25 protein-coding genes are annotated in these 24,057 nt (G+C 72.6%); 16 read left to right on the top strand and 9 right to left on the bottom strand.

Features of this window, described 5'->3' with window-relative positions:
• Window positions 1-41 precede the first annotated feature (41 nt).
• Complete coding sequence (locus tag ACFQGL_RS28970) at window positions 42-278, top strand: hypothetical protein (protein WP_377515788.1); 237 nt, start codon at window positions 42-44, stop codon at window positions 276-278.
• Between the two features lie 37 nt (window positions 279-315).
• Here the strand turns inward: ACFQGL_RS28970 and ACFQGL_RS28965 are convergent, their stop codons facing one another.
• A complete protein-coding gene (locus ACFQGL_RS28965; protein WP_377515786.1) occupies window positions 316-2,802 on the bottom strand; it encodes a helicase-associated domain-containing protein in 2,487 nt (828 codons plus the stop codon).
• A gap of 83 nt (window positions 2,803-2,885) precedes the next feature.
• Here ACFQGL_RS28965 and ACFQGL_RS28960 point away from each other — a divergent pair, with 83 nt between their 5' ends.
• The gene (locus ACFQGL_RS28960; protein ID WP_377515785.1) at window positions 2,886-3,509 is read left to right on the top strand and encodes an HAD family hydrolase; all 624 of its coding nucleotides are present in this window, start codon (window positions 2,886-2,888) and stop codon (window positions 3,507-3,509) included.
• A gap of 28 nt (window positions 3,510-3,537) precedes the next feature.
• Window positions 3,538-3,924, top strand: a complete 387-nt coding sequence (locus tag ACFQGL_RS28955) for a cold-shock protein (protein ID WP_377515783.1) — start codon at window positions 3,538-3,540, stop codon at window positions 3,922-3,924.
• Here the strand turns inward: ACFQGL_RS28955 and ACFQGL_RS28950 are convergent.
• The 4 genes from ACFQGL_RS28950 to ACFQGL_RS28935 all read right to left on the bottom strand — a co-directional run bounded on the left by ACFQGL_RS28950 (window position 3,885) and on the right by ACFQGL_RS28935 (window position 7,859).
• On the bottom strand, window positions 3,885-4,715 hold the full coding sequence (locus ACFQGL_RS28950; protein ID WP_377515782.1) for a 1,4-dihydroxy-6-naphthoate synthase: 831 nt from the start codon (window positions 4,713-4,715) through the stop codon (window positions 3,885-3,887). The genes ACFQGL_RS28955 and ACFQGL_RS28950 overlap by 40 nt on opposite strands.
• Before the next feature lie 88 nt (window positions 4,716-4,803).
• Window positions 4,804-5,415 (bottom strand): hypothetical protein, encoded by a 612-nt coding sequence (locus tag ACFQGL_RS28945; RefSeq protein WP_377515781.1) that lies wholly within the window; start codon window positions 5,413-5,415, stop codon window positions 4,804-4,806.
• Window positions 5,416-5,595: 180 nt separating this feature from the next.
• The gene (locus tag ACFQGL_RS28940; RefSeq protein ID WP_377515780.1) at window positions 5,596-6,246 is read right to left on the bottom strand and encodes a futalosine hydrolase; all 651 of its coding nucleotides are present in this window, start codon (window positions 6,244-6,246) and stop codon (window positions 5,596-5,598) included.
• The gene (locus ACFQGL_RS28935; RefSeq protein WP_377515778.1) at window positions 6,243-7,859 is read right to left on the bottom strand and encodes an MFS transporter; all 1,617 of its coding nucleotides are present in this window, start codon (window positions 7,857-7,859) and stop codon (window positions 6,243-6,245) included. Before ACFQGL_RS28935 ends, ACFQGL_RS28940 begins: the two co-directional genes overlap by 4 nt.
• Between ACFQGL_RS28935 and ACFQGL_RS28930 the strand changes: the two genes are divergently transcribed.
• Window positions 7,858-8,787: a DUF3027 domain-containing protein gene (locus ACFQGL_RS28930; protein WP_377515777.1), complete on the top strand. Its 930-nt coding sequence runs from the start codon at window positions 7,858-7,860 to the stop codon at window positions 8,785-8,787. The genes ACFQGL_RS28935 and ACFQGL_RS28930 overlap by 2 nt on opposite strands.
• Before the next feature lie 34 nt (window positions 8,788-8,821).
• On the opposite strand, the gene ACFQGL_RS28925 is transcribed toward ACFQGL_RS28930, so the two are convergent.
• Complete coding sequence (locus tag ACFQGL_RS28925) at window positions 8,822-9,064, bottom strand: DUF2530 domain-containing protein (RefSeq protein WP_377515775.1); 243 nt, start codon at window positions 9,062-9,064, stop codon at window positions 8,822-8,824.
• 88 nt (window positions 9,065-9,152) lie between these two features.
• On the opposite strand from ACFQGL_RS28925, the gene ACFQGL_RS28920 reads away from it, so the two are divergent.
• From ACFQGL_RS28920 to thpR, 5 genes are all read left to right on the top strand, one after another.
• Window positions 9,153-10,631, top strand: a complete 1,479-nt coding sequence (locus ACFQGL_RS28920; protein WP_377515773.1) for an NCS2 family permease — start codon at window positions 9,153-9,155, stop codon at window positions 10,629-10,631.
• Window positions 10,632-10,747: 116 nt separating this feature from the next.
• Entirely contained in the window at window positions 10,748-11,197 is a 450-nt protein-coding gene (locus tag ACFQGL_RS28915) for a MarR family winged helix-turn-helix transcriptional regulator (protein ID WP_377515771.1), read from the top strand.
• A gap of 72 nt (window positions 11,198-11,269) precedes the next feature.
• Window positions 11,270-12,553, top strand: coding sequence for an MFS transporter (locus ACFQGL_RS28910; RefSeq protein WP_377515770.1), 1,284 nt, complete (start codon window positions 11,270-11,272; stop codon window positions 12,551-12,553).
• 138 nt (window positions 12,554-12,691) lie between these two features.
• Window positions 12,692-13,201 carry a hypothetical protein gene (locus ACFQGL_RS28905; RefSeq protein WP_377515768.1) on the top strand — a complete coding sequence of 170 codons (510 nt, stop codon included), beginning with the start codon at window positions 12,692-12,694 and terminating at the stop codon, window positions 13,199-13,201.
• Window positions 13,202-13,214: 13 nt separating this feature from the next.
• Window positions 13,215-13,793 carry an RNA 2',3'-cyclic phosphodiesterase gene (thpR, locus tag ACFQGL_RS28900; protein WP_377515767.1) on the top strand — a complete coding sequence of 193 codons (579 nt, stop codon included), beginning with the start codon at window positions 13,215-13,217 and terminating at the stop codon, window positions 13,791-13,793.
• Between the two features lie 97 nt (window positions 13,794-13,890).
• Here the strand turns inward: thpR and sepH are convergent, their stop codons facing one another.
• From sepH to ACFQGL_RS28885, 3 genes are all read right to left on the bottom strand, one after another.
• On the bottom strand, window positions 13,891-14,970 hold the full coding sequence (sepH, locus tag ACFQGL_RS28895) for a septation protein SepH (RefSeq protein ID WP_377515766.1): 1,080 nt from the start codon (window positions 14,968-14,970) through the stop codon (window positions 13,891-13,893).
• 185 nt (window positions 14,971-15,155) lie between these two features.
• On the bottom strand, window positions 15,156-16,283 hold the full coding sequence (gene serC, locus ACFQGL_RS28890) for a phosphoserine transaminase (protein WP_377515765.1): 1,128 nt from the start codon (window positions 16,281-16,283) through the stop codon (window positions 15,156-15,158).
• 281 nt (window positions 16,284-16,564) lie between these two features.
• Window positions 16,565-17,671, bottom strand: a complete 1,107-nt coding sequence (locus ACFQGL_RS28885) for a citrate synthase 2 (protein WP_377515764.1) — start codon at window positions 17,669-17,671, stop codon at window positions 16,565-16,567.
• Window positions 17,672-17,951: 280 nt separating this feature from the next.
• On the opposite strand from ACFQGL_RS28885, the gene pdxH reads away from it, so the two are divergent.
• The 7 genes from pdxH (at window position 17,952) to ACFQGL_RS28850 (ending at window position 24,013) form a co-directional block, all read left to right on the top strand.
• The gene (pdxH, locus tag ACFQGL_RS28880) at window positions 17,952-18,581 is read left to right on the top strand and encodes a pyridoxamine 5'-phosphate oxidase (protein ID WP_377515818.1); all 630 of its coding nucleotides are present in this window, start codon (window positions 17,952-17,954) and stop codon (window positions 18,579-18,581) included.
• Window positions 18,578-19,876 (top strand): MFS transporter, encoded by a 1,299-nt coding sequence (locus tag ACFQGL_RS28875; protein ID WP_377515763.1) that lies wholly within the window; start codon window positions 18,578-18,580, stop codon window positions 19,874-19,876. Before pdxH ends, ACFQGL_RS28875 begins: the two co-directional genes overlap by 4 nt.
• 18 nt (window positions 19,877-19,894) lie before the next feature.
• Window positions 19,895-20,824 carry an aldose 1-epimerase family protein gene (locus ACFQGL_RS28870; protein ID WP_377515761.1) on the top strand — a complete coding sequence of 310 codons (930 nt, stop codon included), beginning with the start codon at window positions 19,895-19,897 and terminating at the stop codon, window positions 20,822-20,824.
• Entirely contained in the window at window positions 20,824-21,426 is a 603-nt protein-coding gene (locus tag ACFQGL_RS28865) for a nitroreductase family protein (protein WP_377515759.1), read from the top strand. Before ACFQGL_RS28870 ends, ACFQGL_RS28865 begins: the two co-directional genes overlap by 1 nt.
• A gap of 188 nt (window positions 21,427-21,614) precedes the next feature.
• Complete coding sequence (locus tag ACFQGL_RS28860) at window positions 21,615-21,920, top strand: type II toxin-antitoxin system VapB family antitoxin (protein WP_377515758.1); 306 nt, start codon at window positions 21,615-21,617, stop codon at window positions 21,918-21,920.
• A gap of 44 nt (window positions 21,921-21,964) precedes the next feature.
• On the top strand, window positions 21,965-23,128 hold the full coding sequence (locus tag ACFQGL_RS28855) for an acyl-CoA dehydrogenase family protein (RefSeq protein ID WP_377515757.1): 1,164 nt from the start codon (window positions 21,965-21,967) through the stop codon (window positions 23,126-23,128).
• A 99-nt stretch (window positions 23,129-23,227) separates the two neighbouring features.
• Window positions 23,228-24,013 carry a DUF4230 domain-containing protein gene (locus tag ACFQGL_RS28850; RefSeq protein ID WP_377515755.1) on the top strand — a complete coding sequence of 262 codons (786 nt, stop codon included), beginning with the start codon at window positions 23,228-23,230 and terminating at the stop codon, window positions 24,011-24,013.
• The last annotated feature ends 44 nt before the right edge of the window (window positions 24,014-24,057 follow it).

Below are 24,057 nucleotides of genomic sequence, written 5' to 3'. Positions count from 1 at the left end.
CACTCTGGGAGTTCAGGGCCGGACCGGGCGGGGAGGCTGGGATGACGGTCGACCGTGACGTGATCGCTGAACACGAGCATGCACCACCCGACGAGGTGTCCACCGCGACGATGATCGCGTACGCCGTCGCGGCGACGCTCCTCGTCGGGTGGTTCCTCTTCGGTTGGCTGGTGTTGCGGCAGGGCTTCATCGACTCGGTCGGGGAGGCCGCCGGGGCCGGCTTCGCGCTGCTGCTGGTCGTCTCGGTCGTCGGCACCGTACGCCGCAGCCGCCGCTGACCGGCGTGGCCCGCTGGCCGGTCGGCGGCGCTTTCGATCAGTCCGCCAGCACCGCCGCGGTGACCCGGTGCAAGGCGAACGTGTGCAGCATCTCGGTCCGTTCGTCCTCGGCACGTAGGTAGCCCGCGCCGATCGAGACCGGCTTGACCAGCCGGGACGCGGTCGCCCCGTGGGCGTCCACGTACCCCACCCAGACCAGCGCCCGATCCCGTACCGCCTGCTGGAGCACGGCCAGCGCCTCGCTGTGCGAGTGCGCCGGCACCGGGCCGCCACCGAGGCCCGCCGCGCCGCCGCGCACCACCGCCGGTGCCCGTCGGGCCGCCCGCGCCGCCGCCTCGCCCCGGCGGATCTGCTCGACCACACCGAGCAGCCGCGGCATGGGGAGCTTCGGGGCGACCAGCGGATCCACCGTCCGGGTGGTCACCGGTACGCGGGCCGGTGCGCGCCGGATCCGAGGTCGGGACAGCACGGTGCTGCCGCTGGCGTCCTCCGGCACCGGGGCGTACCCGGCGTCGCGCAGCGCGCCCAGCAGCCGACCGACCTGGTACGGCGTGCTCAGTACCGTCGGGGCGAGCCGGCGCAGCGTCAGCGACTCCAGCCGCCGGTCGGCCAGCACCTCGGTGAGCAGCGCCTCGTCGTCACTGCGCAGGTACGCCCCGGCCGAGCCGACCCGCAGCCCGCCGTGCTTGCGAGCCACGTCGTCGACCAGGTAGCTGAGCCCCTGCGGCACCGGCGTACGCGACCGTCGCCGGAACACCTCGTGCAGGTCGTCGGCCGAGTAGCCGGCATCCAGTGCTCGCCGCACGCTCGCCGTGGTGACCCGGTGCACGCTCGCCCCGCCGGCCGACTCGAGCTCGGTCATCGCCTCCAACTCGGCGGCGAGCGCCGGATCGGGCGGCCCGGGCACCACCACGGTCAGGTCGGCCTGCACCAGGAAGTGGTCCACCGGGGCGGGCAGCAGCGCGTCCAATGCCCGGGCGGCACCCGACGGGTCACCACTCTCGGCGTCCGCCTGCAGCCCCAGCGGGTCGTCGCCGCCCCGCTCGTCGGCCGAGGTCAGGTCGGTCAGCAGCAGCCGGCCGTACGAGGTGAGCGCACCCAGGCCGGTCACGCCGAGCTGGGCCGCCTCGGCCAGCACCTCCCGGTGGGCGGCCTCCCGTCCCCGACTGCGCCGAGGTGCCCGCCAGTCCAGCAGGTCCTGCACCTCCTGGGGGGTCGGCGCGGTCGCGGGCTCCAGGTCGGCGAGTACGCCGAGCACCGCCCGCCGGGTCGCCGGTGCGCCGGCCCGCTCGGCCTCGGCGGAGAACACATTGATCGGCCGGTCCCGGTCGTCGCGCCGGCCGACCAGTCCCACCTGGCGGGTCATGCTCAGCCACGCGCGCGCCAACTGCTCCCAGCGCTGGGCCAGCGAGGCGGCCCGCCACACCTCGTAGCCACCGGTCGGCACCACCTGCTGGTCCGCCCCGAACCGGGTGGTGCTCGCACCGGGCAGCTCCAGCTCGCCGAGGAGCCCCGCCGCGTACGCCACCTCAAGCAGCAGCGCGGCGTTCGGCTCGTCCAGTCCGGCGGTACGCGCCAGCCGGCGTAGGTCCCGGACGCCGATGCCGCCGGAGCGCAGCACCGGTGCGGGTTCGGCGGTGAGCTGCTCCAGCAGACCCTCGGTGTGCCGGACCACCTCCATGGTCTGGCCGGCACCGGCCGAGTCGACGGTCTTCGGCTCGCGCGGCGCGGCGGCGACCGGCGGCGGGCTGGTCTGCAGCGGCCCGAGCGGCCCGCTGTCCCGCCGCAGCAGCAGCCCGACCTCGCGGGGCAACTCCACCGTGCCGCTGGCGGTGGACGAGCCGGCGGAGACGGGGACCAGCAGTCGGTTGTCGACCAGCCAGCGCACCGGGGAGCCGGTCGGCGCGCCACCGTTTGTCGGGTCCGAGAGGACCGGATCCTCCGCGCCGAGCGGCGGTGCCTGCAACGCGCCCGGGGGGACGCTGCCCACCGGCGGCCCGGCCGCGAGCCGGTCCAGGATCGCCCGGGCCGAGGGGGGCGCCGCGAGCAGCGTCCGCCGCAGCTTCGCGGGGTCCGCGCAGAGCGCGGCCGTGCTCGGGTCCAGCTCCAGCGCCGGCCGGCCGAGCCCGGCGGGGTACGGGGCGACCTCGTCCACGCCGGCCATGACCTGCATCGCGTGCTCCGGCCCGTACAGCAGGAAGAGCGCACGCAGTCGGCCGATGGCGGCCCGGACGGCCGTCGGTGCCGGCGGGCGTGGGCCGGCGGTAGCCATGGCGAGTACGGCGTCGGTGGCCGTGGTGCCCTCGGCCGGGTCACGAGTCAGCCGGGCGGCGTCGAGGATCTGGAGGGTGAACTGGTCCAACCCGTCCAGCGCGCGGGCCACCGAGACCCGGGACTGGGCACGGATGGCCAGGGCGGAGAGGTCGGCCGGCACGGGTACGACGAGGTCAGGTCGCAGCGAGAGGAGCGCGGCCAGCGACTCGTCGGGCAGCGACCGCAGGTGGTCGGCGAGTGAGGTGCTCATTGTCTTTCCACGCTAGCCCGGCACCGGGCCGTCGCGCTCGTCGGACGTCCGGCCGAATGGCGTCGCCGGGTACGTTTCTTGACATGCCCGCACTGACCGTCGGATTCGATCTCGACATGACGCTGGTCGACTCCCGCCCCGGCATCGCGGCGACCTTCCGGGCGCTGACCGCCAGGACCGGTGTGCCGGTCGACGCCGACCTGGCGGTTTCCCGCCTCGGTCCGCCGCTGCGCACCGAGATCGCCCACTGGTTTCCAGCGGAGCAGATCGAGTCGGCCGTGCGGGTGTACCGGGAGATGTACCCGGCGTACGCGATCACTCCGACGGTGCCGCTGCCCGGCGCGCGGGCGGCCATCGACGCGATCCGTGCCCGGGGCGGCCGGGTGCTGGTCGTCACGGCCAAGATGGGCCGGCTCGCCCAGCTGCACCTGGACCATCTCGGCCTCGTGGTGGACGAGCTGGCCGGCGACCTGTTCGCCGAGGAGAAGGCCACCGCCCTGCGCGAGTACGACGCGACCCACTACGTCGGCGACCACGTGGCGGACATGGCGGCGGCCGGGGCGGCCGGGGTGCCCGGAATCGGCGTTGCCACCGGGCACTGCTCAGCGGACGAGCTGCGTGCCGCGGGGGCGAAAGTGGTGCTGGACGATCTCACCGAATTCCCAGCGGCGCTGGACGGGATGATCCAGCTAGCCTTGAGGCAGTAGACGGCTCAAGTGAAGCAGGGGTTCTCAGGTGCCTACGGGTCGAGTGAAGTGGTACGACACGGCCAAGGGATACGGCTTCGTCACCAGTGACGAGGGCGGCGACGTGTTTCTGCCGAAGGCCGCGCTACCGGCGGGCGTCACCGATCTCAAAGGTGGTCAACGGGTCGACTTCAGCGTGGTGGACAGCCGTCGGGGTTCGCAGGCCATGGGAGTCAAGCTGCTGGACGCGCCGCCGTCGATGGCGGAACTGCGCCGCCGGCCGGCCGAGGAGCTGCACGGCCTCGTCGAAGACATGATCAAGGTGTTGGAGGCGAAGGTTCAGCCGGACCTGCGTCGGGGTCGATACCCGGACAAGAAGGCCGCGCAGAAGATCGCTCAGCTGGTCCACGCGGTCGCGCGCGAGCTGGAGGTCTGAGGCACCAGCCCGGCGTCGGCGGCGCGGTCGAGCAGGGCCGCAACCGCGGCGAAGCCGGCCTCACCCAGGTCGGCGGTGAACTCGTTGACGTAGAGGCCGATGTGCCGGTCCACCACGTCGAGTTCCATCTCCTGGGCGTGCGTGAGCACGTACTCCCGGCTGGCCGCCGGGTCCGCCCAGGCCTGCCGGACCGACTCGCGGACCCAGCCGGCGGCGGCCTCCGGGTCCACCGCGCCGCGCCGCGCCAGGATCGCGCCGAGGGGGATGGGTAGGCCGGTGTCGGCCTCCCACCACTCCCCGAGGTCGACCAGCGCGGTCAGGCCGTGCCGGTGGTAGGTGAACCGGGCCTCGTGGATGACCAGCCCGGCGTCGTAGCGCCCCGCCGCGACGCCCGGCATGATCTCGTGGAACGGGACCACCTCGATCCGGGCCGGCGGTCGGCCCGCCGACCAGAGCCGGAACAGCAGGTACGCGGTGGTGCGGTCGCCCGGCACCGCCACCGTGGCGCCGGTCAGGTCGGTACGGTCACCCTTGGTGAGCACCAGCGGCCCGCAGCCGCGACCGAGCGCGCCGCCGCAGGGCAGCAGGTGGTAGTCGTCGAGCAGCCAGGGCAGCGCCGCGAAACTCACCTTGACCAGGTCGAACGCGCCCTGCTCGGCCGCGGTGTTGGTCACGTCGACGTCGGCGTACGTCACCTCGACCGGCGGTGCGTCGGGCACCCGGCCGTGCACCAGCGCGTGGAAGACGAACGTGTCGTTGGGGCAGGGCGAGATCGCCAGGGAGAGCGCCACGCCCCCACGGTAGCCCCGCCCCCGTTCGGCCGCCCGTGCCAACCCCGCGCACTGTGACGCGGGACCGAGCCGGCCCGTTCACCGCGTCCTACCGCACCAGCTTCACCAGCCTCTGCACCCCGGTCAGTGTGTACGGCGTGCGTGTCCCGAAGATCGATGGCAACTCCACCACCACCGTCAGGTCGTCGACCGCGTCCATCGGTACGGTCTGCGACTCGACGAACCGGCTCTTTCCCCCGACCGGAATCCGGGTGTCCCCGTCCGCGCTCAAGCCCTTCTTCGTCTGCTCCGCCGGGTCCGGGTACTTGTGGCCCGTCACCGCGGCGGCCTCGGTCAGCTGTGGCCCGTACAGGAGGGTGAGCTGCCGCGACGACGGCGCCACGGGCAGCGCCGCCTGGCCACCGTTGTGGACCTCCACCGTCAGCCGCACGATCGTCCGTGACTCGGGCACGTCGACCCCCCAGGAACTCGGCACCCGTTCGACCGCGACCAGCTTCGCGGTCACCCCGTCGGGCCAGGAGGCGGTGGCCGTCGCCGGCCCTGCCGTCACCGGTGGCGGCCCGCTCGGCTCGACGGCATCACCGGACGCGGTCGACGTCACCACCGGTGTCGGCCGGCTCGTCGGCTCGTCGTCGCCGGAGCACCCCGCCCCGAAGAAGGCGAATACCGCAGCAACTACGACAATTCGAAGAACACGCATCCGCCCAGGATCAGCCACGCAGCGTGAGCTCATCGTCACCGACACGCCACGTTGGGCCGGCTACCTGTGAGAACGTGCCACGCGAGGCGGGTTGTCCACCGTTCCGAGGGGTTGTCCACAGCCTTATCCACAGCCTCTGTGGGGGTGTTGATAACTCCGGGCGGGGCTGCGCGGCCCAGGTCAGCGCAGGGCCGGCGCTGCCGCGGTCAGGGCGGCGAGGGCCTCACGCAGCCGCCAGGCATCCCGGTCCCGAGGGCCGATCGGGTTGGAGATCGTACGCAGCTCGGCGAAGGGCAGACCGGCCTGCGCCGCGGCGACCGCCACGCCGTACCCCTCCATGGCCTCCGCGACCGCCTCCGGGTGTCGGCGGCGCAGCTCCCGCGTGCTGGCGGCGGTGCCGGTGACCGTGCTGACCGTGAGCACCGGGCCGGTCGCGGCGGCCGGTAGGGCGGCCCGCAGCGCGGCCAGCAGCCGTGGATCGGTCGGTACCACGCTGCCGCCGCCGAGCAGCGCGGCCGGCATGCCCAGCTCGTCGATGGGGATGAAGCCGTCCGGTGACTCGGCGCCCAGGTCCGCGGCGATGCTGGCGGTGCCCAGCACGGTGTCGCCGACCGCGACCCGCTCGGCGAAGCCGCCGGCCACGCCGGCGCTGACGACCGCGCGGTACGGGCGGCCGGCCGCCTCGGCCAGCGCCAGCAGGCGGGCGGTGGCGGCGCCGGCCACGGCCGGGCCCACCCCGACCGGGGCGACGGTCACGGTGGTGTCGGTCAGCCCGGCCCGAACGGCGTCCGCCTCGGCAGGTACGGCGGTCACCACCAGCAGGCCGGTCACGAAAGGGGCCCGGGGGACTCCCGGCGGGTCTCGTCGTCCGCGCCGCCACCCGGGCCGCCGACCGCCGAGGAGGGGCGGTAGATGTGGTAGCCGGGCGGGGCGAGCCGGGGGTCGTCGTAGCTCGGTGGGTCGGTCCGGGTCGGCGCTGGCGAGGTGGGTGCCGGGTCCGCGGAGTCGTCCGCCGGCTCGTCGTCCGCCGGCTCGTCGTCGACCAGCTCGTCGTCGCCCAACGGTCGGCCGGCCAGTTTCTCGCCGCGCAGCCGGCCGGCGACGAGCACGCCTCGGACGGCGGCCAGCACGGCCACACCGGCGGCGACCGCGATGCCCGTGCGGCCGTCGAACGGGACCAGCCCGAGCCCACCGCCGGCGACGAAGGCGAGCATCAACGCCGTCTCGGAGTGGGCGAAGGAACTGGCCCGCAGGCGCTCCGGGATGCGCTCCTGGATCGAGGCGTCCACGGCCAGCTTGGCCACCCCGCTGACCAGCGCGGCGACCAGGCAGAGCAGGGCGACCATCGGCAGCGAGAACTGGATGACCGCGAGCACGGCGACGCCGGCCACGATGATCATGCTGCTGGACTGGATGGCGGTCGGACGGTGGATGCGCAGTCGGGTGCCGACGGCGGTGGCCAGGAAGCTGCCGACCGCCAGCGCGCCGCCGACCAGACCCAGCGCCCACTCGGCGCCCAGGTCCCGTCCGAACACGTCGGTGGTCAGGTCGCCCTTCTTGATCGCGAAGGCGAGGAACAGCAGCAGGAAGCCGTAGACCGCGCGCAGGGTCGCCGCACCGATCAGGGTGGCGATCACCAGGCGGCCGGCCGGTCGGCCCCGCCCCAACGGCCGGTCGCCCCGGCGTCGGCCCAGCGCCCGCAGGGCTCGCGGGACCCGTTCGGGCGGCTCGGAGTCCGCCTTCGGCGGCAGGCGCAGGGAGATCACCATGCCGACCAGGAAGATCACCGATGCGACCCGTAGCGGCCACTGCGGGCCGAACCAGAACGCGGCCAGCCCGATCGGTGCCACCAGCGCGCCCGCCACCGTGCCGTAGACGCTGGCCCGGGCACCCACCTGGGACAGGCCGAGTCCCTCCGGCAGCAACCGGGGCACCGCCGCCGAGCGGGCCACGCCGTACGCCCGGGAGAGCGCGAGCACCCCGAACGCGGCCGGATAGAGCCCGAAACCGTGGATGTAGTCGGAGATCAACCAGGCCAGGAAGGCGCGGCCGAGCATGGTGGCGGCCAGGGCGTACCGCCGGCCGTGCCGGAAGTGGTCCAGCAGCGGGCCCACCACGGGGGCGAGCATCGCGAACGGCACCATGGTCACCAGCAGGTAGAGCGCGACCTTGCTGCGGGCCTCACCCAGCGGCACGTTGAAGAAGATCGTCCCGGCCAGGCCGATGGCGATCAGCGTGTCGCCGGCGCAGGACACGGCGTGCAGGTCGAACAGGCGGACCATGCCGACCTCGCCGCCAGCGCCCCGGGCCCGCGCCCGGCCGGCCCGACGGGTCACCCAGCGGCTGCTGCCCACCGAGCCACGCAGCAGCAGACGGATGGCGCGAATGCCGGTGCCGACGGTCCGTCCGAGGACGGATCGCCCGGAGCGGGAGTACGACGGCATGTCCACCATCCTTGCCCATCTGCTCCAGGTGCGCCGCACCACTGCGGTGAAAGGTTCCCCGGGAGTCCCTGTCACCCCTGCGGGGCGCATGGGGAACAATGGTCGGGTGACCAGGCCCGCCTCCACCCGTGCCGCCCGTCTCGACCAGGTCTGCGCCGCCGCCGTCGAGGTGGCCCGCGCCGGCATCACCGAGGTGGACGCCGACGATGTCGGCGACCACCTGCAGGTCGTGGCCGAGGGCGATCGACTGGTCACCCACTACTTCGAATGCCGGCTTGCCGGTTACCGCGGCTGGCGCTGGGCGGTCTCGGTCACCCGGGTGCCGCGCAGCCGTACGGTGACCATCTGCGAGACGGTGCTGCTGCCCGGCCCGGATGCGCTGCTCGCACCCGGTTGGCTGCCCTGGCAGGAGCGGCTCAAGCCCGGCGATCTCGGCCCGGGTGACCTGCTGCCGACCTCGCCGGACGACGACCGGCTGGCACCCGGTTACCTGCTCTCCGACGACCCGGCGGTCGAGGAGACGGCCTGGGAGCTGGGCCTCGGTCGGCCCCGGGTGCTCTCCCGGGAGGGGCGCACCGACGCGGCGCAGCGCTGGTATGACGGTGACCACGGCCCGTCCGCTGCGATCTCCGCCGCCGCGCCGTCGGCCGCCCGCTGCGGCACCTGCGGCTTCTACCTGCCGCTGGCCGGCGCGATGCGGCAGGCGTTCGGCGCGTGCGGCAACTTCTACGCCCCGGACGACGGCCGGGTGGTGAGCGCCGACCACGGTTGCGGCGCCCACTCCGAGACGTTGATCGAGGCGGCCGAGACCGCGGTCGACGAGCTGCCCACGGTGTACGACGACAGCGCGGTGGAGGCCATGTCGGTCAGCCGCGCCCCGGGGTCGGTGGAGACCACCGAGCCGGCGGAGCCGTACGGGCACCCCTGACCGTTCGCGCCGGCTGTGCCGGCGACCGGCCGGGTCAGCTCGCGCGGCGGCGGCGTCGGTTGGCGTCGTGCCGCATCATCGTGGCCAGGCCGGGGAAGCCCCACAGAAAGCCGGCCAGGCAGGTCCAGAGCCAGTTCTGGTGACCGTGCTCGGTGAGCCAGTCCCGGAAGAACACCAACAGGATCAGCCCCGCCACCGCCCACGCGATCAGCCCGGCGATGGCGAACGGCACCATCGGCGGGTCCAGTGGCGCTGGCCGGGGCTGCTCGTTGGGCATCGGGCAAGCGTACGCGATCCACTTCCCCTGCCCGCCAACGATCTGGGACGATGCGCGCGACAACCGGAAGATCACCTGCGAGGACCCGATGGCAGTAGCGCCGCCCGAGAACGGCACAACACCCGACCCCGCTCACCCGCGTAACGGCTTCGACCGGTTCTTCGAAATCTCCGCCCGTGGCTCGACGATGAGCCGCGAGGTACGCGGTGGCCTGGCGACCTTCTTCACGATGGCGTACATCGTGGTGCTCAACCCGCTGATCCTGGGTGGTGCCGTCGACGGTGACGGCAAGACCCTCCCGATCCCGGCGCTGGCCGCGGCGACCGCGCTGGTCGCCGGCCTGATGACGATCCTGATGGGTGTGGTCGGACGGTTCCCGCTGGCGCTGGCCGCCGGTCTGGGCGTCAACGCGCTGGTGGCGTACGAGATCGCTCCGGAGATGACCTGGGCCGACGCGATGGGCCTGGTGGTGATCGAAGGTGTGATCATCGCCGTGCTGGTGTTGACCGGCCTGCGGACCGCGGTGTTCCGCTCGGTGCCGACCCAGATGAAGACCGCGATCGGGGTGGGCATCGGCCTCTTCCTGACCATCATCGGTCTGGTGGACGCCGGGTTCGTCCGGCGGATCCCGGACGCCGCCAACACCACCGTCCCGGTCGGCCTGGGCATCGGCGGCAAGCTGGTGAGCTGGCCGGCGCTGGTCTTCGTGGTGGGTCTGCTGATCACGCTGGTGCTGGTGGTCCGCCGGGTCCGGGGCGCGATCCTGATCGGCATCCTCGCCTCGACGGTGCTGGCGGTGATCGTGGAGGCGATCGGCAACATCGGCCCGTCCTTCGTCAACGGTCAGCCCAACCCGAAGGGCTGGTCGCTGAACGTGCCGGAGCTGCCGAAGACGATCGCGGACCTGCCGGACCTGTCGCTGCTGGGCAAGTTCAACGTGCTCGACTCGTGGGGCCGGGCCGGCTGGCTGGTCGTACTGATGTTCGTCTTCACCCTGCTGATCACGGACTTCTTCGACACCATGGGCACGATGGTCGCGGTCGGGCAGGAGGGTGGGCTGCTCGACGAGCGGGGCACCCCGCCGAGGGCCAAGGAGATCCTGCTGGTCGACTCGATCGCCGCGGCGGCCGGCGGTGCGGCCAGCACCTCCAGCAACACGTCGTACATCGAGAGCGCCGCCGGTGTCGCGGAGGGTGCCCGGACCGGGGCGGCCAACCTGGTCACCGGCGTGCTCTTCCTGCTGGCGATGTTCCTGGCGCCGCTGGTGGTGGTCGTGCCGTTCGAGGCGGCCTCGACGGCCCTGGTGGTGGTCGGCTTCCTGATGATGACGGCGGTGCGGACGATCGACTGGTCCGACTACGAGATCGCCATCCCGGCGTTCCTCACCATCGTGCTGATGCCGTTCACCTACTCGATCTCGAACGGGATCGGTGCTGGCCTGATCGCCTTCGTGGTGGTCAAGCTGGCCAAGGGCAAGGCCCGGGAGATCCACCCGCTGCTGTACGGGGTGGCGGCGCTGTTCGTGCTGTATTTCCTGCGCGGGCCGATCGAGTCCCTGGTGCTCTGACCTGCTGCTCCGGGCGGGGGCCGGATCGGACTCCCCGCCCGGAGCAGCACGAATCTCCTCGTGAGCCTGGTCATAACAAGAGTCGTTAGCCAGGCTCATTAGTTAAGCTAACTATCGTGACGGAGCGGACGGTGACGGCGAAACGCGTGCCACCGGCGCAGCTGGCTCCCCAGCTGCGTGATGCGATCACCCGACTCAACCGGCGGGTCCGCCAGGCCCGACCGGTCGGCGACCTCACGGTCACCCAGGTCTCCGCGCTCACCAGCCTGCGGCTGGCGGGTGCTCTGACGCCCCGGGAACTGGCCGACGTGGAACGGGTGCAGCCACCGACGATGACCAAGATCGTCGCGAAGTTGGAGGACCGCGGCCTCGTGCAGCGGACCCCCCATCCGACCGACGGCCGGCAGGTCATCCTCGCGGCTACCGAAGGAGGGCAGGCCGTGCTCGACCAGTTCGAGCGGGCCCGCGACGAGTGGCTGGCCCACCGGCTGGCCGAGCTCACCGAGGACGAACGGGAGACCCTGCACAGGGCCGCCGAGATTCTTCAGCAACTCGCTCGCGCCTGAGCAGAGGCCGCACCACCGGGCCGTGCCGTCACCTGTCGATGACGCGTACGTCCCGGAGGAGGCGCACCAAGAGTGCAGGCCAAGCTGAGCACGATGTTCCAGTCCCTACAGGTCCGCAACTACCGGCTCTTCGCATCCGGGCAGCTGATCAAGCTGATCGGCGTCTGGATGATGTTCATCGCCCAGGACTGGCTCGTCCTCGAGCTCTCCGACAACTCGGCCACCGCGCTCGGTGTGGTCACCGCCTGCCAGTTCACCCCGGTGCTGGTGCTCACCCTGCTCTCCGGTCGGCTCGCCGACCGGTACGACAAGCGGGTGCTGCTCTTCGCCGCCAACACGTTCTGGACCATGCTGGCGCTCGGCATGTCCCTGCTGGTCGTCACCGACCTGGTGCAGCTCTGGCACGTCTTCGCCTTCGCCGCCCTGCTCGGCACGGCCAACGCCGTGGAGACGCCGGTCCGTCAGGCGTTCGTGTCCGAACTGGTCGGCACGCCCCTGCTGCCCAACGCGCTGTCGCTGAACGCGGCCGTGTTCAACTCCGCCCGGATCGTCGGTCCGGCCGTCGCCGGCCTGGCCATCGCCGCCTTCGACGTGGGCCCGGTCTTCCTCTTCACCGCGGTCAGCTCGATCGCGCCGCTGGTCAACGTGGTCCGGATGCGGACGTCCGAACTGCACCGCGATGCCCTGCTGCCACGCGACGAGCGGGCGTCCGCCCGGGTGGTCGACGGGCTGCGGTACGTGTGGGGCCGACCCGACCTGCTGCTGCCGATGGCGATGATGTCGGTGATCGGCATGTCGCTGTTCAACTTCCAGCTCACCCTGGCCGCGCTGGCCAAGACGGTCTTCAACACCGGCGCCGCCTCCTTCGGCCTGTTCAGCACCGCGCTGGCGGTCGGCGCGCTGGGTGGCGCGCTGAGCGGCACCGGCCGGCGTGCCCGGCCGTCGGTGTGGCTGGTGCTCGGTGCGGCCGTCGCCTGCGCCAGCTTCGGCACCATGGTCGGCCTCGCGTCGACGTACTGGCTGGTCGTGGCTTTGCTCGTGCCGACCGGCTTCTTCATGGTCTTCTTCGCCCAGGCGTCCAACCAGCGGATCCAGATGGGCGTGGACGCGGCCTTCCGGGGTCGGGTGATGTCCCTGTGGGTGCTGGTCTTCCTGGGCACCAACCCGGTCGGCGCGCCGATCATCGGCTGGGTCGCGGAGAACTACGGTGCCGGTGCCAGCATCTGGATGGGCGGGCTGCTCTCGCTGGCCACCGCGCTCACCGCGCTCACCTGGCAGTTGCGCCACTCCGGCGCGCGACTGCGCTTCCGGGTGCTGCCGATGCCCCGCTTCTACGTCACCTCCACCGACTGCTGAGGTCTCGCCGAAAGGGCCACTCGCTCGGCCGGGTGGCCCTTTGCGGCCGCCGTCGAGGCGGGCACGTCCCGTTGGTCGGATGGTGCGGATGCGGCCAAAACGCTGGCGGGGCGGCACGACGGGGCTTAGCGTCGATACGTGGGAGTCGGACGTGCGCTGATGCTGGCCCTGGCGATCCTCGCCGTGGCCAGTCTGCCGGCGGCGTTCGCCCTGCTCTTCTGCGCCGACGAGATCCTCGACCGGGTCGTCTGCGGTTGGTCCGAGTGGCGCGAGCGCCGACAGGAGCGACGCACCATCGCCCGCCTCGACCGTGCCGTCGAGGCCGACGCGCTGACCAGGAACATCGACCTTACCGAGTTCGACCGGACCGACCGGCGTCCCCTGGAGCAGCTCGCCGCCGACCTGCGTCGCCTCGGCGGCCAGCGGCTCGGCGGCACCGGCCGCTCGATGGTCTGGCACGGCGCGGTGCTCCAGGCGTACGACGACCGGCTCCGGCTGGCCTGCCACGCCCTGGGCATCACCGAACACCTCACCGAGCTGACCGGCGTCGACCAGGAGATCGAACGGGTCCGGGTGGAGGGCGTGCTGCACGCTGCCGGGCTGACCCTGCCGGCGGCCCGGGCCGGGCACCGGCAACGGCACCGCTGAACCGGCCGACGGTTTGCGGCTCTTCGTCGCGGTCTACCCGCCCGCCGTGGCGGTCACGCACCTCGGCGCGCAGGTCGCCCGACTGCGGGTCGGCGCGGCGGCCGCCGACGGCACGAACGTCCGACTCGCGGACCCGGCCCACCTGCACGTCACGCTGGCATTCCTTGGTGAGGTGGAGACGACCCGGCTGGTCGAGGTGGAGAGCGCGCTCGGTCTGGCCGCCGAATGGTTTCGGGACGGCCGGGGCGACTCGCCACAGGTGAGCCTCGGCGGTGGCGGCCGATTCGGCCGGGGACGGTTCACCGTGCTCTGGGCCGACCTGCGGGGTGACGTCGAGGCACTGCACGTGCTGGCCCGGCTGATCCGGTTCCGGCTGCGGAACGCCCGGCTGCCGTACGACGACAAGCCGTTCCGCCCGCACCTCACCATTGCCCGGCCCGGCGACCGGATCGACCGGGCCGACATCGAGGCCGACCGGGCCACCCTGGACGACTACCAGGGGCCCGAGTGGCCGGCGACCGAACTGCTGCTGGTGCGCAGCCACCTCGGCCCCCAGCCGCGCTACGACCGCCTCGCCGCCTGGCGACTCTGAGTCAGCCGACCGCCGAGTTGTGGACAGCAGTGGCGCAGGTGCACGTTCCGTGCCTCGCGCCGACGGGCGGCGAACCGCCACCCGTCAACGCGAAGCGTCAGGAGGACTCCCGCGCGGCCGGACCGCTGCCGAAGAGCACGTCGTCCCAGCTCGGCAGCCGCTTGCGCGGCTTGCCGTTGGCGTCGGTGGACTCGCCGCCGGCAGCCGCCGCGGCACCCGTCCGGCGCGGCCGCAGCACCGCCAGCGACGGAACGGCCGGCACTTCCTTGGGCGCGTCCGAGTCGTCGTCGAAGGCCGACCCCGGGCCACCGCCGAGCAGCGCGGCGGCGCCCCCGCCGACCGGCCGCTGCCGGGGCGCGTCGGACCCGGCCAGGGCGGCCGGGGTACGCGGCTCCAGACCGCGACCCGACGAGTTGCCGAGCGGACGGTCCAGCGAGGCGAGCAGGGCGTCCCGCCCGGCCCGGATCGGATCACGGCCCGGGCGTGGGTGCTCGGAGGCCGCCGGCAACCCGTGCCCACCACGGCTCGGCTCGCCGCGCGACGGACCGGGCAGGGCGTGCCCGCCCCGCTCCGGCGCCGGCTCCTGGCCGAGGATCGGGGTGGGCCGCTCGGCGCACAGATATTGCGCCATGTCGTCGTGCGGCGCGACCGCCTGCCGGGTCTTGTCGAGATCCCAGATCGCCTGCGCGGTGGCCTTGCCGGACGGCCACGTGGCGACGATCCGCCAGGTGCCGTCGTCGCGCCGGAACGCGTCCCAGGAGATCTTCTCGGTGTCGATGCCGTGCTGGCTCAGCCGACCGTTGACCACCTCGGCGAGCGGGGTGGGCTTCTCCGCGCCCTTGAGCTTGGTGCGGCGGGCGTGCTGGGCGAGCATCGCCCGCTCCTGGAGGACCGGGCCGGCGTAGCGCAGCACCCGGTCGACCGGCACGCCGGCGATCCGGGCCACATCCTCGGCGGACTCGCCGGAGCGGATGCGGGCCTGGATGTCCCGAGGAGACAGCGAGGGCACCGGATCCGCGGCGCTCGGAGCCACCGCGAGCGGCGGGGCACCCGGCTCGGCGTGCAGCGCACCGGCGATGCGTTCGTCAATCGGCAGGGCGAGCAGCCGCCCGACCTCGTCAGCGAGAACCAGGGCATGGCCGTCCTCGGAGAGGGCGACGAAGCGTACTGGGCGCATTACGTTGCCTCCGTCCCGCTTCGCTGGCCGCACGCCACGAGTCGGCCACCCAGGCGTCTCGGACCACCGTACGCGCATCTGCCTCGGGGTGGGGAGAGCGACACCCCGCATGTCGCGACTGAGCTGCAAGGATGATCACGTTCGGTGTCCATCAAGGCCCCGACGGACACCGAACGTGACGATCCTCAGAGTCGCTCGACCACGTAGTCGATGGACGCCGTCAACGCCTCGACGTCGGCCGGCTCGATGGCCGGGAAGAGCGCCACGCGCAGCTGGTTGCGGCCGAGCTTGCGGTACGGCTCGGTGTCCACGATGCCGTTGGCCCGCAGCGCCTTGGCGATCGCGGTGGCGTCCACCCCGTCGACGAAGTCGATGGTGGCGACCACGTTGGACCGCAGCGCCGGGTCGCTGACGAACGGGGTGGCCACGGTGGACCGCTCGGCCCAGCCGTACACCGCCGCGGCGCTCTCGGCCGTCCGCTTGGCTGCCCAGGCCAGGCCACCCTGCGCGTTCATCCAGTCGGTCTGCTCGGCGGCCAGGAAGATGGTGGCCAGCGCCGGGGTGTTGTACGTCTGCTGCAGCCGCGAGTTGTCGATCGCGGTGACCAGGTCGAGGAAGGCCGGGATGTACCGGCCGGACGCCTTGATCTCGGTGGCCCGGTCCAGCGCGGCCGGCGACATCAGGGCCAGCCAGAGACCACCGTCGGAGCCGAAGCACTTCTGTGGGGCGAAGTAGTAGACGTCGGTCTCGCCGACGTTGACCTCCAGGCCGCCGGCGCCCGACGTGGCGTCGACGAGCAGCAGCGCGCCCTCGTCCGCCCCGGCCACCCGGCTGATCGGCACCGCGACGCCGGTCGAGGTCTCGTTCTGCGGCGTCGCGTAGACGTCCACGCCGGCCTCGGCCACCAGGCTCGGCGCGCTGCCCGCGTCGGCCTTGCGGATGGTCGGCTCGCCCAGGAACGGAGCGTCCTTGACCGACTTGGCGAACTTGGCGCCGAACTCGCCGAAGCTGGCGAACTGGGCCCGGTCGCGGACCAGGCCGAACGTCGCGACCTCCCAGAACGCCGTGGTGCCGCCGTTGCCGATCACGACCTCGTAGCCCTCGGGCAGCGAGAAGAACTCGGCGATGCCGGCGCGCAGCCGGGCAACCTGGTCGCGAACCGTCTTCTGCCGGTGCGAGGTGCCGAGGTAGCTGGTGGCCACCTCGGCGAGAGCGGACACGGCCGCCGGTCGGACCTTGGACGGGCCGCAGCCGAAGCGTCCGTCGGCGGGCTTGATATCATCGGGAATCCGGATGGTCGGTGCGTCAGCCACGGTCTTGAAGATCCTTCCGCAAGGGCGAGGGCGGGCCCGGTCAGAGGGCTCGGTGCGGATCGACGGCGGGCGCGTACGCGGGCGCACGGCGGGCCGGGATCCGTATCGGCGATCCGGCGACACTGCCGGCCCTCATCCTCGCACCCGGGCCCGGTGGCGGTGTCCGGGGTCCCGACGGCCGGTCTGAGTCGTTCGCCACATCCGGCGTCGAGTGCCTGGTGGCAGTTAGGAAGGGCCCCCTCCTATACATCAGGCGTTAGGAGGGGGCCCTTCCTTTCAGCTCAGACGCCGTGCGGGATGGCGGCCCAGCCCTCGACGTCGGACGGCTTGCGGGTCTCCGGGCCGATGTAGCGGGCGGACGGCCGGACCAGCCGCTGCAGGCGCTTCTGCTCCAGGATGTGCGCGCTCCAGCCACCCATCCGGGCGCAGGTGAACATTGAGGTGAACATGTGCGCCGGCACCTCGGCGAAGTCGAGCACCACGGCCGACCAGAACTCGACGTTGGTGGCCAGCACCCGGTCCGGGCGGCGGGCCTGCAACTCGGCCAGGGCCGCCTTCTCCAGCGCCTCGGCGATCTCGAAGCGCGGCGCGCCCAGCTCCTTGGCGGTGCGTCGGAGCACTCGGGCACGCGGGTCCTCGGCGCGGTAGACCCGGTGACCGAAGCCCATCAGCCGCTCGCCGCGGTCCAGCACGCCCTTGACGTAACCCTCCGCGTCACCGCTGCGCTCCACGGCCTCCAGCATGCTGAGCACCCGGGACGGCGCACCACCGTGCAGCGGGCCGGACAGGGCGCCGATGCCGGAGGAGATGCAGGCCGCCGCATCCGCGCCGGTGGAGGCGACGATGCGGGCGGTGAAGGTGGAGGCGTTCAGGCCGTGCTCGGCGGCCGAGATGAAGTACGCGTCGACGGCCTTGACGTGCCGCGGGTCGGGCTCGCCCCGCCAGCGCTTCATGAAGCGCTCGACGATGGTCTGCGCCTTGTCGATCTCCTTCTGGGGCACCGCCGGCAGGCCGAGGCCCCGGGCCGACTGCGCGACGAAGGAGAGCGCGGTCACCGAGACCCGGGCGAGGTCCTCGCGGGCCTGCTCGTCGGAGATGTCCAGCAGCTGGCTGAGCCCCCAGTACGGCGCCAACATGGCGACCGCGGACTGCACGTCGACCCGGATGTCGCCGGAGTGCACCGGCACCGGGAACGGCTCCGCCGGCGGCAGACCCGGGCCGAAGCGGCCGTCGACCAGCAGCGCCCAGACGTTGCCGAACGAGACCTGGCCGATCAGATCCTCGATGTCGACCCCGCGATAGCGCAGCGCGCCACCCTCACGGTCCGGTTCGGCGATCTCGGTCTCGAAGGCGACGACGCCCTCCAGCCCGGGTTTGAAATCGGCCATGTCGCTCTCCTGGATCTGGTCGGTGCGCCCGATCAGCTCATCCGGCCCGTTCGGCCGAGCGCCTTAGGCGACCCTCAGGGATGTGTTCGGAACATCTTGCCTGCTGAGTAACCAGATACGCGACCCGCTGCGACTGTGCTGCACGCGACATCCGGGAACGCGCATTTCCCGCGCCACTCGGTGAGACTGGGCGGGGCGGGCTGGCCAGCGCGGGAGAGCGCCGCCGGGGCCGCCGAGAAGGAGTGGGGACGTGACGGGTGACACACCCGCCCCGGCCGTGATGCGTAACGAGTACGCCGCGGACCTGGGCCTGACAGAGGCTGACCTGGCCGCCGACTGGCACACCCAGTTCGACCGCTGGTTCGTCGACGCGGTGGCCTTCGGGCTGCCGGAACCGAACGCGATGGTGGTGGGCACGGCGGACGCCGTCGGCCGGCCGAGCGGACGGACGGTGCTGCTCAAGGGGTACGACCCGGAGGGCTTCGTCTTCTTCACCAACCACCTCTCGCGCAAGGGCGTCGAGGCGTCCACCAACCCGTACGCCAGCCTGGTCTTCCCGTGGTTTCCGATGCAGCGCCAGGTCGTGGTCGGCGGACGGATCGCGCCGGTCGACCGGTCGACGACCGAGGCGTACTTCGCCAGTCGCCCGCACGGCTCCCAGCTGGGCGCCTGGGCCAGCCCACAGTCCCAGGTGGTGCCGGACCGGGCGGCGCTGGAGGAGCGCTACCGGGCGGCCGCCGAGCGGTTCGCGGACGAGGCCGTGATTCCGGCCCCGCCGCACTGGGGTGGGCTGCGGGTACGGCCCGAATCGGTGGAGTTCTGGCAGGGCCGGGCCGGCCGGCTGCACGATCGGCTCCGCTTCCGCCTGCTCGGCGAGGGCGACTGGACCGTCGAGCGGTTGGCGCCGTGACGGGTGTTCAGGAGACCCGGTCGCGCGAAGCGCGCCGCTGGGCGATCGACCTGCGTCCGCTTCGCGTACCGGCGTACCGGCGGCTCTGGCTCGGCAACACCGTGGCGATGTTCGGCTTCCAGTTCACCGCCGTCGCGGTTCCGGTGGAGATGTACGCGCTGACCCACGACTCGTTCTGGGTCGGCCTGCTGGGTGTGGCTGCCTTCGTACCCTTGCTGATCTTTGGTCTCTGGGGTGGTGCGGTCGCCGACGCCCGCGATCGCCGGGCGGTGCTGCTCGGTGGGTCGGTCCTGCTCTGGGCGTCCACCCTCGGGCTGCTGGTCCAGGCGCTGCTGCGGGTGGGCAGCCCGGTGCTGCTGCTGGCGCTGATGGCGGTGCAGTCGGTGGCGTTCGCGATCAGCTCGCCGGCGCGCAGCGCGATGCTGCCCCGGCTGGTGCCGGACGGCCTGGTGCCGGCCGCCAGCACCCTGAACTACACCACCTTCACCGCCGCCTCGGTGGCCGGCCCACTCGCCGCCGGCCTGATCCTCGCCGCCTCGCCGCGCACCGAGGTGGTCCTGCCGATCGCCTACGGGGTCGACGCGGTGCTGTTCACCGCGATGCTCTGGGCCGCGCTGCGGCTGCCGCCGCTGCCACCGGAGCCGACCGCCGACGGTCAGGCCCGCCGCGCCGGCCTGGCCAGCGTGGTCGACGGGTTCCGCTACCTGGCCACCACGCCGGTGCTGCTCCTCTCCTTCGGGGTGGACCTGATCGCCATGATCCTGGCCATGCCGCGGGCACTCTTTCCGGAGATCGCCACCGAGCGGTTCGGCGGTGGCGCGGCGGTCGGTTGGCTCTACAGCGCCATCGCGATCGGGTCGATGATCGGCGGGCTGACCTCCGGCTGGATCGGTCGACTCCGCCGGCAGGGGCTCGGCCTGGTGGTCGCGGTGGTGGGCTGGGGCGTCGCGATCGCCGCGGCCGGGCTGGCCCACCAGCTCTGGCTGATGGTCCTGCTGCTCGCCGTGGCCGGTGCCGCGGACCTGGTCAGCGCGGTGCTGCGGCAGTCCATGATGCTGGTGTACGCGCCGGACCGGATGCGCGGTCGACTCCAGGGCGTCAACACCGTGGTGGTGGCCGGTGGCCCGCGCCTGGGTGACCTGCGGGCCGGCACGATGGCCGCCGGCTTCGGTGGTGGAGTGGCCTGGGTGGCGGGCGGGCTCGCGTCGGCGGTGCTCGTGGTGGTGCTCGCGGTCGCCTTCCCGGCGCTCGTGCGCTACCGGGCGGCGACGGCGTCGAGCGGCGACCGGACGTGACCGGTTAGGGTCGCCGGCATGGAAAGCCCCGACCAGCGCCCGTTCTCCGGCGCCCAGTGGACCATCTCTGCCGCCGGTCACGAGGCCGTCATCGTGGAGGTGGGCGGCGGGCTGCGGACGTACCGGCAGGACGGTGTCGACCTGGTCGACGGGTACCGGACCGACGAGGTCTGTCCCGGCTGTGCCGGGCAGGTGCTGGCGCCCTGGCCGAACCGGATCCGGGACGGCCGCTACCCGTTCGGGGACCGGACGCACCAGCTCCCGCTGACCGAGCCGGAACGGCACGTGGCCATCCACGGGCTGGTCAACTGGGTGCCGTGGCAACTGCTGGAGCAGTCGGCGGACGCGGTGACGGTCGGCTACGACCTGCCGCCGCAGCCCGGCTACCCGTGGCCGCTGCGGCTGCGGAGCCGGTGGAGCGTCGGCCCGGACGGGCTGCGCGCCGAGCACGAGGTGACCAACACCGGCGGCGAGCCGGCGCCGTTCGGCTTCTCCGTGCACCCGTACCTGCAACTGCCGGGCGTCGCGGTGGACGACCTGGTCATGCGGCTGCCGACCCGTCTCCGACTGCTGATGGACGGCCGACTGCTGCCGGTCGGCGCGACCCCGGTGGCCGGCACCGAGTACGACTGGACCAGCCCGCGCCGGATCGGCGCCGCCGAGTTGGACCTCTGCTTCGGTGACGTGATCGCCGACGGCGACGGCAACTCGTCGGTGAGTCTGGCCGCGCCGGACGGGTCGGCCGGGGTGCGCATCTGGGCGGACCGGGAGTTCGGTTGGTGGCAGGTGTTCACCGGGGACGCGCTCACCGGTGAGCGGCACCGCCGTTCGGTGGCGATCGAGCCGATGACCTGCCCACCGGACGCGTTCCGCTCGGGCAAGGACCTGCTCACCCTCAAGCCCGGCGCGACCTGGCGGGGCGCCTGGGGCGTCCGCCCGGGGGCCTGATGGAGTTCGCCGAGGTCGTCCGCCGCCGACGGATGGTGCGCAACTACGACCCGGACCGCCCGGTCCCGCCCGACGTGGTGGACCGGCTGCTCGACCACGCGGTACGCGCGCCCTCGGCCGGCTTCGCGCAGGGCTGGGGCTTCCTGGTCCTGGAGGAGGCGGCCGACCGGGAGCGGTTCTGGGCCGCCACGACGCCGGCCGGCGGCGGCCGGGAGCGTTGGCTGGCCGGGATGCGCCGGGCACCGCTGATCGTGGTGCCGCATGCCAACGAGTCGGCCTACCTCGAGCGGTACGCCGAGCCGGACAAGGGCTGGGCGGACCGGTCCACCGACCGTTGGCCGGTGCCCTACTGGCACGTGGACACCGGCTTCGCCGCACTGCTGATGCTGCTCACCGCGGTCGACGAGGGCCTGGGCGCGTGTTTCTTCGGCATCCCGCCGCAGCGGCTGACCGCCTACCGGGACGCGTTCGGCGTGCCGACGGAGTACGCACCCATCGGTGCCGTCACAATCGGTTACCGAGCGCCCGACCATCGGTCACCGTCGCTGCGCCGAGGGCGCCGTCCGGTGGACGAAGTGGTGCGGCGCGGTCGGTGGAGCTGAGCGCGCCGTCCCGTTCGTCCGGTTGAGGATCGGACGAGCGGTAGCGAAACTGACATCAAGGAGCAGAACGCGTTGTGCGCGGGACGGTTAGGCTGGCACGGTCATCGGTACCGCGCCGTCGCGGTGCCCGCCGCGACCCGGCTCGGCGCCGTCGGTCGGCTCGGCCAGGGGGAGGGGAGCGTGCCGTCGTGATCTTCAGAGCGGTCCGGGACGGGCGTCCCTATCCGGAGCACAACCTGACGCTCAAGCAGTGGGCGGAGATCCCGCCGCGACCGCTGCGCCTGGATCAGATGATCACCACCAAGCGTGAGCTGGCGCTCGACAAGCTCCTCGCCGAGGACTCCACCTTCTACGGTGACCTCTTCCCGCACGTGGTGCAGTGGAACGGTGGGCTCTATCTGGAGGACGGGCTGCACCGGGCGTTGCGTGCCGCCCTGCAGCAGCGCAACCAGATCCACGCCCGGGTGCTGGTGCTCTCCGGCTCGACCGAGTGACGCGACCACGCCCGGTGGCCTGAGTCTTCGTTAAGGTGGCGTCCATGACCGCTCCACTCGACCTGCTCGACCTGGACCCGTCGCTCACCGAAGAGGAGCGGCAGATCCGCGACGTCGTACGCCAGCTCATCGACGACCGGGTGCGTCCGCACGTCGCCGACTGGTACGAGGAGGGTCGGGTCCCCGCCCGGGAGCTGGCCCGGGAGTTCGGCAAGCTCGGGCTGCTCGGGATGCACCTCACCGGCTACGGCTGCGCCGGCGCCTCCGCGGTCGCGTACGGGCTGGCCTGCCAGGAGCTGGAGGCCGGCGACTCCGGCGTCCGCTCGCTGGTCTCGGTGCAGGGCTCGCTGGCCATGTACGCCATCTGGCGCTACGGCAGCGAGGAGCAGAAGCAGCGCTGGCTGCCGTCGATGGCGACCGGTGAGGCGATCGGCTGCTTCGGCCTCACCGAGCCGGACCACGGCTCCGACCCGGCGTCGATGACCACCCGGGCCCGCCGCGACGGCGACGACTGGGTGCTCACCGGCGGCAAGATGTGGATCACCAATGCGCCGATCGCGGACGTCGGGGTGATCTGGGCGCGTACCGAGGCTGGCGTACGGGGCTTCGCCGTGCCGATGGACACCCCCGGTGTCACGGCCCGGGAGATCCGCCGCAAGATGTCGCTGCGCGCGTCGGTGACCGGCGAGGTCGTGCTCGACGAGGTCCGGCTCCCGGCGGACGCCCAACTGCCCGAGGCGGTCGGGCTCAAGGCCCCGCTGAGCTGCCTCACCGAGGCTCGCTACGGCATCATCTGGGGCGCGGTCGGCGCGGCCCGGGACTGCCTGGAGACCGCACTGGCGTACGCCACCACCCGTACCCAGTTCGGTCGCCCGCTGGCCGGCTTCCAGCTCACCCAGGCCAAGCTCGCGGACATGGCCGTCGAGCTGGTGAAGGGGCAGCTGCTCGCACTGCACCTCGGTCGGCTCGCCGACGGCGGTCGGCTGCGACCCGAGCAGGTCAGCGTGGGCAAGCTGAACAACGTGCGGGAGGCTCTGGCCATCGCCCGGCAGTGCCGCACGATCCTCGGCGCGAACGGCGTGTCCGGGGAGTACCCGGTGATGCGGCACGCCAACAACCTGGAGAGCGTGCTGACGTACGAGGGCACTTCGGAGATTCACCAGCTGGTCGTCGGGCAGCGGCTCACCGGGGTTTCCGCCTTCACCTGACCTGCACGTTTACCTATTCCGGGCGCTCGACGCGCGACTGTCGTACCGGGGCCGTACCGTCATTGGCAGACGACGTGTCTGACAAGGACGGTGAGCCAGATGGCCCGCGACGCTGACATCAACGAGCCCACGAGGGAGTTTCCGGGTTACCCGACCGGCGACGATCTCAAGGAGCGGTCGGCCGCGAAACCCGAGCCGACCACCCACACACCGGACGACTCGGTTCCCCCGAGGCCGGGCGGCGGTGGGCCGGCCCGCGGCCTGCTCGTGCTGCTCGGGGCCGCCGCGCTGGCCGTGGTGGTGCTGCTCGGCGTGCAGGCGACCGGCTTCCTGCCGGACTTCCGCAACCCGTTCGCCAAGGAGCAGACCGATCGCAGTCAGCCACCGCTGCTGAAGTCGATCCAGGACCTCAGCCGCTACGTGGCAGCCGAGGGCAACTTCCAGGTCGTGGTCGACACCCAGAACGACCGGCGCAACGTTCCGGATTTCCTGCTCAACGAGCGCACCCTGTTCGTCGGGGCGGGCAGCGTCGAGGCGTACGTCGACTTCGCCAAGATCGGCGAGGGTGCCGTGGTGGAGTCCGCCGACGGCAAGTCGGTCGAGATCAAGCTGCCCGCGCCGCAGTTCGGTGAGACCAATCTCGACCTGGAGAAGAGCTACGTCTTCGCCGAGCAGCGCGGTCTGCTCAACCGGATTGGAGACCTGGTCGGCAACGATCCCAACCGGCAGCAGCAGGTCTACCAGCTCGCCGAGGAGCGGATCACCGCCGCCGCCCGGGACAGCGGGCTGGCCGCCAGAGCCGAGGCGAACACCCGCAAGATGCTGGAGGGGCTGCTGCGCTCCCTCGGCTACGAGCAGGTCACCGTCACCTACGTCGCCCCCTGACCCCACCTCGCCGCAGCGCCCGCCCCGACGATCGTCGGGGCGGG

The organism is Micromonospora vulcania, assembly GCF_042658605.1.
In the GTDB taxonomy this organism is placed as follows: Bacteria; Actinomycetota; Actinomycetes; order Mycobacteriales; family Micromonosporaceae; genus Micromonospora; species Micromonospora vulcania.
The sequence above is the reverse complement of the archived record's forward strand: the minus strand, read 5'-3'. Positions and strand labels throughout refer to the sequence as shown.